The following is a 14,102-nucleotide window of genomic DNA, read 5'->3' on the forward strand; positions in this document are numbered from 1 at the left end:
GGCGGTGAGCGCGATGACGTCGATGGAACGCCCGGAGTACGAGCCCCTATGATCGGCACATTTCCCACGGGGAATCCCCCTTCAGGCAGGCGGTTACGGTCTGCCCGGCACCCGGTGTGAGACATGCCCAAGACGTGTACGAAAGACCTGGACACAACCAACGCCACGCGGGAGCGAGCGGTGAGCGGAACCCCCGACGGGCAGGGCCGCGCGCCCGGCGCGACGCTGCCGACGATCACAGAGCGTGATGCCTTCCCCAGCGTCCCTCCCGTAGCGGAGGACGCCGGCGTACTTCCGGCCCCGGGGGCGCCCCCGGCTCCGGGCACGCCCCCCAGCGCCGGCCCCGCCCCGGGGCCCGCGCCCGGCGACTACCGCGCCGCCTTCACCGTGGCGCGCCTCGCCATGGCCGTCGTCGACCGCGCGGGCAGGGTGCTGGACGCCAATCCCGCGCTGGGCGCCCTGCTCGGCACCGACCCGGACCTGCTGACCAGCCGGGACGCGGCGGACCTGGCCGATCTGCGCGAGGACCCGCGTACCTGGGGCGAGTACCAGGACGTCCTGAGCGGCCGTCGCGAGCGGCTGCGCCGCACCCGCCGGCTGCTGCGCGCCGACGGCCACGCCCTGTGGGCCGAGATCAACCTCGAGCCCGCACCGGACAGCTGCAGCCTGCTGCTGTCCATGGCCGACATCAGCGACCAGCGGGACCTCCAGGGGCGGCTGCGCCATCTGCAGATGCACGATCCGGTGACCCGGCTGCCCAACCGCAGCCTGTTCTTCGAGCGGATGGCCTCGGCGCTGGAGGCGGCCACCTACGACCACGAGGGCACCGGCCGGATCGGGCTCTGCTATCTCGACCTGGACGGCTTCAAGGCGGTCAACGACACCCTCGGCCACCGGGTCGGCGACCGGCTGCTCGGCGCCGTCGCCCAGCGGCTCACCGACTGCGCGGCGGCCGGCGGCCATCTGGTGGCGCGGCTCGGCGGTGACGAGTTCGCCCTGCTGGTCCGCAACTCCACCGGCACCGAGCAGCTGTGCGACCTCGCCCGGTCGGTGCTGGCCGCCCTCCAGGAGCCGTTCGACGTGGGCGGACAGCGGCTGTCGGTGTCGGCGAGCATCGGTGTGGTGGAACGGCCCGCGGCCGGCACCCACACCACCTGGCTGATGCAGGCCGCGGACACCACGCTGTACTGGGCCAAGGAGGACGGCAAGGCGCGCTGGACCCTCTTCGACCCGGAGCGCAACGCGCATCGGATGACCCGGCAGGCGCTGTCCAGCACCCTACGCCCAGCGGTCGAGCGGGATGAGTTCGTGCTCGACTACCAGCCGCTGGTGGGGCTGGGCGACGGGGTGGTTCGGGGGGTGGAGGCGCTGGTGCGCTGGGACCATCCGCAGTTCGGCCGGCTGTCGCCGAACCGGTTCATCCCCCTGGCCGAGGAGAACGGCGCGATCGTGCCGCTGGGCCGGTGGGTGCTGCGCACCGCCTGTCGCCAGGCCCGCGTCTGGCAGCTGGCCCATCCGGCGCATCCGCTGGTCGTCAGCGTCAATGTGGCGGTCCGCCAGGTGTGGGACTCCGATCTGGTGGCCGATGTCGGGGCGATCCTGGCGGAGACCGGGCTGCCGCCGCGGCTGCTCCAGCTGGAGCTGACCGAGTCGGCGGTGATGGGGTCGGCGGGGCGGCCGTTGCAGGCGTTGCAGCGGCTCAGCGACATGGGGGTGGCCATCGCGATCGACGACTTCGGGACGGGCTACTCCAACCTCGCCTATCTCAGCCGGCTGCCGGTCTCCACGCTCAAGCTGGACGGTTCGTTCGTCCAGGGGTTCCGGGCGGAGGAGCATCCGAACCCGGCCGACGAGACCATCGTCGAGGCGCTGGTGCAGCTCGCGCACCGGCTGGGTCTCACGGTGACGGCCGAGTGCGTGGAGAGCGCCGAGCAGGCGGAGCGGCTGGGGCGGATCGGCTGCGATACGGGACAGGGGTGGTTCTACTCCCGTCCGGTGCCGCCGGACCGCATCCAGGCGATGATCACCGCCCGCCCGGCGTCCGGCTAGCGCTGTGCCCCGGTCCGCGCGGTGTCCTCCGTCGGGTCCGTCTGCCGCGTCCGGTCCGTCGTCGCCGTCGGGAGGTCGTAGGCGTCCGCGATCAGCTCGTACGAGTGCAGGCGGGCCGCGCGGCCGTGGGCATTGGCCGTGATCTTGATTTCGTCCACACCGGTGCGCTTGATCAGCCCGTCGAGCCCCTCGCGGACCTGGTCCGGGGTGCCGTACTCGACATTGGCGAGCCAGCTGTTAACGAAGTCGCGCTCGATCTCGCTGAACTCGTACGCCTCGGCCTCCTCGGGCGTCGGGACTAGGCCGGGGCGTCCGGTGCGCAGCCGGACCATGGACAGGGCGCCGGTGAGCACCTGGCGGTGGGCCTCCTTCTCGTCCTCGGCGGCGAAGGCCGAGACGCCGATCGAGGCGTACGGCCGGTCCAGCACGGCGGACGGCCGGAACGTCTCGCGGTAGAGGTCGAGCGCGGGGATGGTGTTGGCCGCGGAGAAGTGGTGGGCGAAGGAGAACGGCAGACCGAGCATTCCGGCCAGCCGGGCGCTGAACCCGCTCGAGCCCAGCAGCCAGATCGAGGGCCGGCCGACGGACGGCACCCCGCCGGGCACGGTGCTCTGCACCGGCCCCGGCACCGCGTGGATACGGGCGTACCGGTGGCCGTCGGGGAAGTCGTCGTCGAGGAAGCGGGTCAGCTCGGCGAGCTGCTGGGGGAAGTCGTCGGCGCCCTCGCGCAGCCGGTCGGTGCGGCGCAGCGCGGCGGCCGTGGCCCCGTCGGTGCCGGGCGCGCGGCCCAGGCCGAGGTCCACCCGGCCGGGGGCGAGCGCCTCCAGGGTGCCGAACTGCTCGGCGATGACCAGCGGGGCGTGGTTGGGGAGCATCACCCCGCCGGAACCCAGCCGGATCCGCTCGGTGTGCGCGGCGAGGTGGGCGAGGACCACTGCCGGGGAGGAGCTGGCGATCCCGGGCATGGAGTGGTGCTCGGCGACCCAGAAGCGGTGGAAGCCCCGGCGCTCGGTGAGCCGGGCGAGCTCGGTGGTGGTCCGCAGCGCCTCGGCGGCGGACACCCCGCTGCCAACGGTCGCCAGGTCCAGCACCGACAGCGGCACCGGTGCGCTGCCGAGGGGCCGGGCCCGGATGGGGTCGCGCTGGTCGTCTCGCCGGTCCTGCTCATCGGCCACGGTGGCCCGCCTCCCTGGTCGCACTGCGGTGCGCGTACGTCGGTCCGTCTGAAGTCCACGTGGCACGTCCACGTGTACCGGCGACATTCAACCGGAGAATGGCTCCGCTTATTCCCCACGTCCATTCCCCCTGCGCACCGGGGCTCCCCCTGCGCACCGGGGCGGTGTTCCGGCGGTCGTACGGCCGGGTCCGCCGTCACCCGGGGAGGAGGTGTGGCGGCGGACCCGACGGCGGTGTGCCGTGGCCCTCGGGCGGGCCAGGCCACCGGGCCTACCGGGCCTGGCCGGCGGTCCGCGCGGTGCGGCGGCGGTGGACGGCCAGCGCCGCACCGGCGCCACCGAGCACCAGCACGCCCGTGGTGAGGCCGATGGGCAGGGCCACGGAGCTGTCCTGGTCGTCGGCCAGGGCCGGGACGGGGGCGGCGTTCACGATCGGGGCATCGGCAGCCAGGGGCGAGGTCGTGTAGTGACCGGCCTTGTGCACCGACGCGACCGAACCGTCCGGCTTGAGCAGCACCTGGGTGTTGTTGGGGTGGCGGAAGTCGAACAGTCCGGAGAGGGTGTTCGCCCGGCTGTCGAAGGAGGCGTCACCGATCCGGCCGGTGTGCCAGTTGTCCTCGATGAAGCGGGTGATCGACGTCTGCTCGGTCTGGGTGTGGTCGACCTTGTTGGCCTTGCTGAACGGGGAGATCACCAGCAGCGGCTGCCGGGGGCCGGGGCCGCAGCGGTCCTGGTACCCGCCCGCGGGCTTCGGGCCGGACTGGCAGGCGGGGCTGTCGGTGGCCTTGCCGTTCGAGCCGGTGGTCCGGTCGGTCGACCCGTTGGCGGGCTTGACGTAGGCGTGGTCGTACCAGCCGTCGCTGTCGTCGTACGCGACGACGACAGCGGTGTCCTTCCACTGCGGCGACTTCTGGATCGCGTTGATCTGCTTGACCAGGAAGTGCTGCTCGTCGATCGGGTCGGAGTAGGCCGCGTGGCCGTCCTGGTACTCGGCGGCCTTCAGGAAGCTGACGGCGGGCAGATGGCCGGTCCTGAGCGCCGCGTCGAAGTCGGTGAGGTCGTAGTTGTGGTTGGCCTGACCGCTCCGGCCGATCTCCTGGACGTTCTTCGGCGGGAGGTGGTGGGGGTTGGCCGTGGACTCGTAGTACTGGAACGGGTTGTGGTGCGGGCTGTAGTCCACCGACGCGGCACCGCCGACGTTCTTGTGGGTGGTGCCCGAGCACTTGGCGTAGTGGTCCTGTGTGCCGTCCCAGGCGGTGCTGGGACGGAAGCCGCCCTGGAACCAGCCCCAGGTCACGCCTTTGGCGTTGAGCAGGTCGCCGATGTTCCTGCCCAGCATCCGGGCCAGGGCGTTGCTGCTGGTGTGGTCCTTGTTGGAGCAGTCGTCGAAGGCCGGGTCCGGGTCGTTGATCATCGTGCCGACACCCTTGGCGTCCGGTGAGGCCACCGTGTACGCGTCCGGCTTGTCGGTCTGCTCAGGGTGCTCGGTGGAGGACGTGGGGTCGGTGGAGATCACACCGTGGGTCTGTCCGGAGATCAGCTCCAGCGCTCCGGGGCTGGAGGGGCCGTAGGCCGAGCTGAAGGAGCGGTCGCTCATCGCGTAGTGCTGGGCGTAGTTCCACAGCCCGGTGACGGTGTTGCCGTCGTAGTAGTCCATCACCAGACCGGGCTCGCCGAACAGTCCGCTGCACTTGCTGACCTCGGTGTTCTCCACGAACTGATCGGCCTTGCCGCCATTGGCCGCGTACTGCTCGGGGCCGTAGGAGTGGTTCTGGTCGCAGGTCATGGCCTGGTCGCTGGTCAGCCGCTTGGGCCGGTAGAGATTGGGGTTCTTCTCCAGCAGACCCGCGTGCGCCAGGGTGTCGATGTCCTTGGGGGTGTCCTTGGCGGGCGTGAACGTCGTGCCGTCCGTGTTCGCCGCCTTCGGGTAGGTGCCGAAGTAGTGGTCGAACGAGATGTTCTCGTCGAAGATCACCACCACATGCTTCACCGGGGTCGCGGTTGAGCCGTCCTTCGTGGGCGCGGCCCATGCCGGGGCCACCCCGCCCACGGTCGCCAGGGCCGCCGCCCCGGCCAGGGCACCCCAGCGCGTGGCCCGGCCCCGCCGCCGGCCGCCTTCGGATCCTGCCGTGCCGCCCATGCCATGCCTCCACCTGAATCGCTTTGAGCCTGCGCCTGATCCTCTGCCGCGAGCGGACTCTCCGATGGAATCCATGGAGGCCACCGCGTGAATAGAGGGTCAGGAGAATCCAAGGAACTCTTGGGGCGTTCTTGACCGGATGGTGGGGCGACACTCGCCGCTGATCAGGACAGAAGGGTCCGGCCCAGCCAGTCGGTGCGGTCCTTCACCCCGGGAAGGGCGAAGAAATAGCCGCCGCCGAACGGAGAGATGTAGTCCACCAGCGGCTCGCCCGCCAGACGCTTCTGCACGGTCTCGAACTGACGCACGAGATCCTGCTGATAGCAGCAGAACAGCAGCCCCATGTCCAAGTTGCCGTTGCCGTCCACGCCCCGGTCGTAGTTGTAGGCACGGCGGAGTATGCGCTGGTCCTCGGTCCGGGCGGTCCGCGGATTGGCCAGCCGTATATGGCTGTCCAGGGGGATGACATCGCCCTTGGGATCCTGGGCGTAGCGCGGGGTGTCGAACTCGTGCTGACCGTCCAGCGGGGCGCCCGAGTCCCGGCTGCGGCCGACGATGCGCTCCTGCTCACTGATCGACACCCGGTCCCAGAACTCCACCAGCATCCGGATCAGCCGGATCACCTGATAGCTGCCGCCGGTCGTCCAGGCCGGTTCACCGGCGTGGACGCCGGTCCACACCAGGCGGTCCATCACCCGGGCGTCCTCGGTGTCCGGGTTGGCGGTGCCGTCCTTGAACCCCAGGTGGTTGCGCGGGGTGCCGGACGGGCGCGGCGGGCTGACGAAGCCGTCGACGCGCCAGCGGATCTGTAGCGCGCCCCTGGTGTGCCGGGCGATGTCGCGCAGGGCGTGCAGCACCGTGTCCGTGTTGTCGGCGCACAGTTGGAGGCTCAGGTCGCCATGGCACCAGTCGGGGTCGAGGTCGTCGTCGGGGAAGGACGGCATCGCGCGCAGCCGGCGGGGCTTGCGGTCCCGCAGTCCGTAGCGCTCGTCGAAGAGCGCGGCGCCCACGCCGACCGTGACGGTCAGCCGGTCGGCGGCCACCTGCGGGCCCAGGGTGCCGGAGTCGGCGGGCGGCGCGGTGATGCCGACCGGGTCGGGGGTGCCTCCGGCGGTGAGAAAACGGCACCGCTCGGTGAGCGTACGGAAGGCGTCGGCCAGCTCCTCGCGCCCCTCGGCCACGGCGTCGAAGGCGATGAACGCGGTGGACCGCTGGGGCGGGGTGAGGATGCCGGCCTGATGGGGGCCGTGGAAGGAGACGCGGGCGGGCCGCTTCTCCCGCTCGCCTCCCTTCGCGGCCGCCGGGCTCGCGGCCGCGCCCGCCACCGCGCCGACCGTGCCCGCGGCCGCGCCCAGCAGAAAGCCCCTGCGCAGCACCTCGCTCACCGGGTCCTCCGCACATCCATCAGCGCCGCCACCCGCGCCAGCCGCTCCACCAGCGCGCCCGCGTCCGCGTTGAGCCGCTGGCGCCCGGTGCGGCCGAGCCGGTCCAGCGGGGTCCAGCGGTCCCCATAGTGCGAGCGCTCCAGGGTCCGCTGGGTGCGGTCCAGTTCGCTCTTGAGCTCGGGCAGCCACGGGGCACGCGGCTTCAGCAGCGGCTCCAGCCGGCGCAGCACGGCCCGGGTGCCGTCGAGGTTGGCCCGCGCGGTGGCCAGATTGGTGCCGCTGCCGTAGTCGGTGCGGCCGGTCAGCTCGAACTGCACGGTGTTCTCCATGATCTCGTGCGCCCGCAGGCCCAGGTCGGCCGGGTCCACCCGCGCCTGCGGCCAGTCGTCCCGCAGCCGCCGGACGTCCTTGACGAGCCGGTCGGCGACCGGGCGCAGGGCACGCGCGGACTCGCCGTGCCACAGGCCGTACTCAAGGCGGTGGAACCCGGTGAAGTCCGCGTCGTGGACCCCGCCGGACAGCCCCGCCGTGGTGCCGTTGATCGCCGCGTCGGCATCGCCGAAGGCGCCATAGGCGGCGCCCATCCGCTCGTACACCAGGTGGGCGGGCAGCCAGTCCGCACGCGCCGCTGTCAGATCACCGCAGTGGACGGCCGAGCGCAGCGCGTCCGTGCGCCGCACCAGCTCGTCCATCCGGCCCGCCACCCACTTCTGGTAGGCGATGGTGGGCGGGATCAGATCCTGCTGGCTGACCGGAAGCGCGGCGGGTCCGCCGCCCCGCGCCGGTCCGGGGACGGTGACGGTGGGCCCGGTCACCGCGTCCGCGTCCTCGGGCAGGCAGACGAAGGCGTAGGAGCCCCCGCCGAGCGTGACGCTCAGCGGTCTGCTGGTGCCGGGGCCCAGGCCCTCCATCTCTCCGTAGACGGCGCCGCTCGACGGATCGGTGAGGTAGACCTCGGCCGGTCTGCTGGAGGTGTTCCGCAGATCGAAGACCTGTTTGCCACCGGCGGCATGGGACCAGCCGCGGCCGCAGCCGCCCTCGGACACCTCGACGGAGGTGTGCCGCAGCCCGTCCGATGCCGTCGCGCTCCGGCTCGCGGAGGGTTTCGGACGAGGACCGGAGGAGGAGTCTCCGCCGACCGCCAGCGCGCCGATCCCGACGGCCGCCGCCACCGTCACCGCACCGGCGGCCAGCAGATGACGTGCCGGTGGGACAGGAGAGAGCTGTTGGCGACGCACGGCTGCATGCTAGGCGCACTCCGGTAAGCGGAATGCACCGGTGGGGAAGGTGCACCATGCAATTCCGCCGGGGTTCAGCTCCCCTTCACCGACTCCTCGACCACTCCGCCCGCGCCCGCCCGCACCCGCACCACCGCGGCCGTCCACGGCTGCCCGCGGCCGTCCACAGCTGTCGACGGCCGTCCGCCGCTATCCGCCGCTTCGGGCGAAGAGCGTGCCCAGCCGGTCATGGACCGGATCGCGGCCCAGCAGCCGCAGCCCCTCCCAGACCGTGACCTGGTTGGCGGTGAGCACCGGCTTGCCCAGCTCCGCCTCCAGATCCGGAATCCAGGCGGCGGTGTGCAGGGCGGTGTCCGGCAGGAGCACCGCCTGGGCCTCGGGATGGTCCCCGGCGCGGGCCAGCCGCAGCACCTCCTCCCGGCCCCAGGTGCCGACCTCCGCTGCCGTGATGATCCCGCTGCCGCACATCGAGACCACCTCCGCGCCCGCCGCCTTCAAAAATGCCCTGAAGTAATCGGCGACATCCTCCGGGTAGGTGGCGGCGATGGCCACCCGCTCGGCGCCGAGCGCCTGCACCGCGTGGGCGAAGGCGAAGGAGGTGCTGGAGGCGGGCATACCGGCCGTCTCGCTCAGCTCGCGCACCTGCTCCTCGGCGCCCTCCCAGCCGAAGACGAAGCTGGCACTGGTGCAGGCCCAGACCACAGCCTGGGCACCGCGCTCGGCGAGCTCGGCGACCCCGGCCGCGAGGCGGGCCGCCGACCCCATCTCCAGCAGGGCGTCCACCCGGTGGGCGTCCTCACCGATGTCGGTATGGACCAGGGGAAGCCGGACGTCGCCGCCCAGGATGCCTTCCAGGCGCGGATATTCGTCCTCGGCGGAGTATCCGGGGTAGAGAAAGCCCACCGTGTTCGGGGTCGGCCGGGTCGAGTCCACCATGGCTGCCTCCTTAACTGGCGGCCCCCGCGAGCGCCGCCCCCTGCACTGCTGTCACTTCTCCTACACCGCGGACGCCCGGCGGGTTCCCACCCGCCGGGCGGTTCCCCTCACACCGGCGACGGACCTCCCGAATCGTCGAGGTAGGGCCCCTCACCGACGCCGGACCCGAAGCCCGGGTCGAGCCCGTCGGCCGGATCGCCGTCCGACCCCGGCGGCGCGGCCCCGGCCAGCGCCGCCTCCGGCTCCTCCACCACGGACTCCACCGCCTCCACGGCCCCGAGCACCGACCCGACGACCTGGTCCGTCACCGGGAGCGGGCCGCCCATCGGCGGCACCGACATCCCCGCCGGACCGGACCGGGCGAGCGGGTCCAGCAGCGCCTGGTACGGGCCCACGGCCTGGGCGCCGATCGCCCGCAGCGCCGCCCACATCGTGACCTGGTTCGCGGACAGCACGGGCATCCGCAACTCCGCCTCCAGCTGCGGAATCACGTCGTAGGTCGGCAGGTTGGTGCAGCTGATGAAGAGCGCGTCGGTCGCTCCGACCACCGCCTGCCGGGCCATGTCGACCACATCGCGGTACGGCACCTTCCAGATGTGCCGGGTCAGTCCGAGGTACGCCCGTCCGGTGACGGTCATCCCGGCCTCGCCGAGATACTCCTCCAGTGAGTCGGTGACCGACCGGGTGTACGGCGTCACCACCGCGATCCGCCGGGCGCCGATCTCCCGCAGCGCCTCCAGCAGCGCGCCCGAGGTGGTCAGCGACGGAACCTCACCCGCCTGGGTCATCGCCGCGCACATCGCCCGCTCACCGGCCACACCGCCGACGAAGCTGCCCGAGGTGCAGGCGTACGACACCACTTCCGGTGCGACGGCGCTCAGCGCCCGCACCGCTTCCTGCAAGGTCTCGTGCTCGCTCACGAGCCGGGCCAGGTCGAGGCTCACCTCGACGGGTACGAACGGGGTACGGGTCAGGTGCAGGGAAACCTCGTCCGGTACCCAGCGCCACAGCTCACGGTCGAGTGCGAAGTCGAATGGTGCCACCACACCCACGCCGCGCTGCGGCCGTGGGCCACCCAGAAAAGAGACGTCCAAAGCGAGCCCCAATACAGAACGGAGGGACTGGACCATTGGCCAGAGATTTCGACGGAGAGATACCGGCCTGATGCCGGGACGCCGGGACAGATGCCGTTGTTGACGACGGTAGTTTCCGCTGCCTAGCGTGGTCAATCCTCAAACTGAGGCGCCTGCCCGCTCCTTCTTCAGGCAAACCCATCCACGTTTCGAAATGGTTTCCCGCCTATGTCCGAAAGCACAGTTGTCGTCTTCGGCGACCAGCCGCCCGTCCGTCTGGACCGGGTGGCCGACCGGGCCAAGATCGTCGTCTGCGACGAGGCTTCGCTGCCCGAGGCGCTTCCTGCCGCGGATGTGCTCCTGGTCTGGGATTTCACCTCCGACGCGGTGCGCGACGCCTGGCCCGGCAAGGGCCATAGGCCCGCCTGGGTGCACACCGCGAGCGCGGGGGTGGACCGGCTGCTCTGCCCCGAACTCATCGCCTCCGACACGGTCCTGACGAACGCCCGCGGGGTGTTCGAACAGCCGATCGCCGAGTACGTTGCCGGTCTGGTGATCGCCATGGCCAAGGATTTCCACGGGAGTTGGGAGCTACAGCGGCAACGCCGATGGCAGCACCGGGAGACCATGCGGCTGGCCGGGACGCGCGCCGTGGTCGTGGGCGCGGGCCCCATCGGCCGGGCGATCGGCTCCACCCTGGCCGCACTCGGCGTGGTGGTCGACCTGGTGGGCCGCACCGCGCGGCAGGGCGTGCGCGGCGGTGACGAGCTGCCCGAGCTGCTGCCGCGGGCCGACTGGGTGGTGTGCGCGGCGCCGCTCACCGACACCACCCGCGGCATGTTCGACCGGTCCGCCTTCGACCGGATGAAGCCCACCGCCCGGTTCATCAACGTCGGCCGCGGCCCCCTGGTCGTCGAGAAGGACCTTACGGCGGCCCTGGTCGCCCGGCGGATCGGCGGCGCGGCGCTGGACGTCTTCGAACATGAGCCGCTGACCGCCGACGACCCCCTGTGGGACGTGCCGGGGCTGTTCGTCTCGCCCCATATGAGCGGCGACACGATCGGGTGGCGCGACCATCTGGCCGAGCAGTTCCAGGACAACTACGACCGCTGGTGCGCCGGCGAACCCCTGCTCAACATCGTCGACAAGCGCCTCGGGTACGTACCGGTGGACTGATCGCACGACCTGAACGGAGAGACGGATGACCGACCTTCACGACCTGACAGCCGTTCAACTCGTCGAGCGCTACGCCTCCGGCGAGCTCTCCCCGGTCGAGGCGACCCGTGCCGTCCTCCACCGGATCGAACAGGTACAGCCGGAGGTGAACGCCTTCAGCCGGGTGGACGCCGAGGGCGCGCTGCGGCAGGCGGAGGAGTCCGCCGAGCGGTGGCGGCGCGGGGCCCCGGCGGGCCTGGTGGACGGCGTACCGGTGACGGTGAAGGACATCCTGCTGCTGCGCGGCGCCCCCACGCTGCGCGGTTCGCGGACCGTACGGCCCGAGGGCCAGGCGTGGGACGAGGACGCGCCCTCGGTGGCCCGGCTGCGCGAGCACGGCGCGGTGTTCGTGGGCAAGACCACGACCCCGGAGTTCGGCTGGAAGGGCGTCACCGACAGTCCGGTCTACGGGGTCACCGGCAATCCTTACGATCCTCAGCGGACCGCGGGCGGCTCCAGCGGCGGCAGCGCGGCAGCGGTCGCGCTGGGCGCGGGCCCGCTGAGCCTGGGGACGGACGGCGGGGGTTCGGTCCGTATCCCTGCGGCCTTCTGCGGCATCTTCGCGTTGAAACCCACCTATGGGAGGGTTCCGCTCTACCCGGCGAGCGCGTTCGGCACGCTGGCCCATGTGGGGCCGATGACCCGGGACGCGGCGGACGCGGCGCTGCTGATGGATGTGATCTCCGGCCCGGACTGGCGCGACTGGTCGCAGCTGGCGCCGGCCGAGGGAAGCTTCCGGGAGGCGCTCGCCTCCGGCGGCGGGGTGGACGGGCTGCGGGTGGCCTACAGCCCCGCGCTCGGCGGGACGGCCGCGGTCGACCCGGAGGTGGCCGCGGCGGTGCGGCGGGCGGTGGATCTGCTGGCCGAGCTGGGCGCGGTGGTCGAGGAGATCGACCCGGGGTTCCAGGACCCGGTGGAGGCGTTCCACACGCTGTGGTTCAGCGGTGCGGCCCGGGTGGTGCAGCCGCTGGGGCAGGAGGAGTGGGAGCTGCTGGACCCGGGACTGCGCGAGATCTGCGCCCAGGGTGCGGCGTACAGCGCGCTGGACTATCTGGCGGCCGTGGACGTGCGGATGGCCCTCGGCCATGCCATGGGGCGTTTCCACTCCGCGTACGACCTGCTGGTCACCCCGACGTTGCCGATCACCGCGTTCGAGGCCGGGGTCGAGGTGCCCAAGGGGTCGGAGCACACCCGGTGGACCGGGTGGACGCCGTTCACCTATCCGTTCAACCTGACCCAGCAGCCCGCGGCCTCGGTGCCGTGCGGACTCAGCGGTGCCGGGCTCCCGATCGGAGTGCAGCTGGTGGGCGCGCGCCACGCGGACGCGCTGGTGCTACGGGCGGCGCACACGCTGTTCGAGGCGGGCCTGGCGGACGGGGTGCGCCCACGGACGGCCTGAGGAGTCCGGCAGCCCAGGGATTCCGGCAACCCGGGGATTCCGGCAACCCGGGGATTCCGGCAGCCCGGGGGTTCCGGCAACCCGGGGGCCCGTGGGCCGTACGTCGCGGCGCGCGGGCCATAGGCTGCGGCGCGGGCCATATGCCGCGGCGGGCCCCGACGGCCTGAAGCCCGCAGCGTTCCGCGGACCTGAGCGACCCAGGATTCGCGGCGCCCCCAGACCCGACAGCCCAGGGCCGCGACGGCCCAGGGCCGCGACGCCCCGGAACTCGCGGCTGGGCGCAGCGCGGCCCGAAGCCGACGGCCCGAAGCCCCGGCAGCCGAAGACCCCGGCGAGCGAGCCACGCTCCCCGAAGCGCCCGAACGGCCCGGAAGGCCCGGACCCCAAAGCGCCCAGCGAACCGGGGGGCCGGCCCCGCGCCAGGGCCCCGGCGGCCCGAGAGCTCCGAGGCCCCGAAGCGCCCGGAGCCCGCCGCCGGGCCGACCCCTGGGCGGAGCCGCCTACGGAGCCGCCTACGGAGCCACCTGCCGAGCCGCCCCGGGACCCGGGGCCCCGCAGCTCGGGTCCCCGCAGCCCAGGGACCGGCCCGAGTCCAGGACCCGGCCGGCTCCGGGAGCTGGCATGCCCCGGGACGGCGTGCCCAGGGGACAGCACGCCCACGGGACGGGGTGCCCCCGGGGCGGCGTACCCACGGGACAGCGCGCCCACGGGACGACGTGCCCAAGAGACAGCGTGCCCACGGGACAGCGCGCCCAGGAGCCGACGTACCCACAGGACGACATGCCCCGGGAGCCGGCGTGCCCACGGGACGCCGTACCCAGGGGAGGCGTGCCCACGGGACGGGGGTGCCCCGGGGCGACGCGCCCACGGGACGCCGTACCCAGGGACGACGTACCCCCGGGCTCCGGCCTGGTCCGGGTGCTAGGCCCGGCGGAAGTTGAGGGACTCCCCCAGCGCTCCGGCGCGCCATAGGTCCTGACAGGCTTCGGCCATGCGGTCGAGGCCGTCGACGACGGTGCCCCAGACGATCCCGGGCACCCAGCCCGCGTCGCCGTTGATCAGCAGGTTGTTCCGTTCGTAGAAGAGCGCGAGGTCGACGACCTGCCTCCGCCCCTGGTGCTTGGCGTCGGTCTCGTATCCGTAGGACCTCGTCCCGAGCTGGGTGTCCGTGAAGGTGAAGTAGCACAGGTCCCCGGGGATCGGGGTGATCGTCGGGTTCTCCAGGGGCGGCTCCTCGGGCGCGAAGGGGGGCACCAGCGCGTAGATCTCATTCCGGGCGTACTTCGCGTGATATACATCACCTCCCAGCGGCAGCGCGTTCCACACCGCCTCGCAGGTGATCGGGGCGAGATCGTCAAGGAGTTTGGCCGTGCAGCTCACTCCGCGCTTGTCGAGCGAGACCTCGATGAACCGGTCGGCTCGGTCAACCATCGACTTTCCTCCAGGTCGCTTCGGAACCAGTCCTGCCGTAGGGGCCTACCCAGGCATCACC

Annotated in this window: 10 protein-coding genes; 3 read left to right on the top strand and 7 right to left on the bottom strand. The window is 72.3% G+C overall.

Annotated features, from left to right (window positions below):
• Window positions 1-123 precede the first annotated feature (123 nt).
• Window positions 124-2,049, top strand: coding sequence for a putative bifunctional diguanylate cyclase/phosphodiesterase (locus tag PS467_RS16195; RefSeq protein WP_311035883.1), 1,926 nt, complete (start codon window positions 124-126; stop codon window positions 2,047-2,049).
• Here the strand turns inward: PS467_RS16195 and PS467_RS16200 are convergent.
• The 6 genes from PS467_RS16200 to PS467_RS16225 form a co-directional block, all read right to left on the bottom strand.
• Complete coding sequence (locus PS467_RS16200; protein WP_311035884.1) at window positions 2,046-3,224, bottom strand: LLM class flavin-dependent oxidoreductase; 1,179 nt, start codon at window positions 3,222-3,224, stop codon at window positions 2,046-2,048. The two genes, PS467_RS16195 and PS467_RS16200, sit on opposite strands and share 4 nt — an antisense overlap.
• Before the next feature lie 271 nt (window positions 3,225-3,495).
• Window positions 3,496-5,364: a phospholipase C gene (locus PS467_RS16205; RefSeq protein WP_311035885.1), complete on the bottom strand. Its 1,869-nt coding sequence runs from the start codon at window positions 5,362-5,364 to the stop codon at window positions 3,496-3,498.
• A gap of 164 nt (window positions 5,365-5,528) precedes the next feature.
• On the bottom strand, window positions 5,529-6,749 hold the full coding sequence (efeB, locus tag PS467_RS16210) for an iron uptake transporter deferrochelatase/peroxidase subunit (RefSeq protein WP_311035886.1): 1,221 nt from the start codon (window positions 6,747-6,749) through the stop codon (window positions 5,529-5,531).
• Entirely contained in the window at window positions 6,746-7,987 is a 1,242-nt protein-coding gene (locus PS467_RS16215) for an EfeM/EfeO family lipoprotein (RefSeq protein ID WP_311035887.1), read from the bottom strand. The genes efeB and PS467_RS16215 overlap by 4 nt, the downstream gene beginning before the upstream one ends.
• 189 nt (window positions 7,988-8,176) lie before the next feature.
• Complete coding sequence (locus tag PS467_RS16220) at window positions 8,177-8,923, bottom strand: maleate cis-trans isomerase family protein (RefSeq protein ID WP_311035888.1); 747 nt, start codon at window positions 8,921-8,923, stop codon at window positions 8,177-8,179.
• 107 nt (window positions 8,924-9,030) lie between these two features.
• Window positions 9,031-10,017 (bottom strand): maleate cis-trans isomerase family protein, encoded by a 987-nt coding sequence (locus PS467_RS16225; protein WP_268972229.1) that lies wholly within the window; start codon window positions 10,015-10,017, stop codon window positions 9,031-9,033.
• A gap of 207 nt (window positions 10,018-10,224) precedes the next feature.
• Between PS467_RS16225 and PS467_RS16230 the strand changes: the two genes are divergently transcribed.
• Window positions 10,225-11,172: a D-2-hydroxyacid dehydrogenase gene (locus PS467_RS16230; RefSeq protein WP_311035889.1), complete on the top strand. Its 948-nt coding sequence runs from the start codon at window positions 10,225-10,227 to the stop codon at window positions 11,170-11,172.
• A 25-nt stretch (window positions 11,173-11,197) separates the two neighbouring features.
• Window positions 11,198-12,610, top strand: a complete 1,413-nt coding sequence (locus PS467_RS16235; protein ID WP_311035890.1) for an amidase — start codon at window positions 11,198-11,200, stop codon at window positions 12,608-12,610.
• A 921-nt stretch (window positions 12,611-13,531) separates the two neighbouring features.
• On the opposite strand, the gene PS467_RS16240 is transcribed toward PS467_RS16235, so the two are convergent.
• Window positions 13,532-14,041, bottom strand: a complete 510-nt coding sequence (locus tag PS467_RS16240) for a DUF3830 family protein (RefSeq protein WP_311035891.1) — start codon at window positions 14,039-14,041, stop codon at window positions 13,532-13,534.
• Between the last annotated feature and the right edge of the window lie 61 nt (window positions 14,042-14,102).

Source organism: Streptomyces luomodiensis (genome assembly GCF_031679605.1).
GTDB lineage: Bacteria > Actinomycetota > Actinomycetes > Streptomycetales > Streptomycetaceae > Streptomyces > Streptomyces luomodiensis.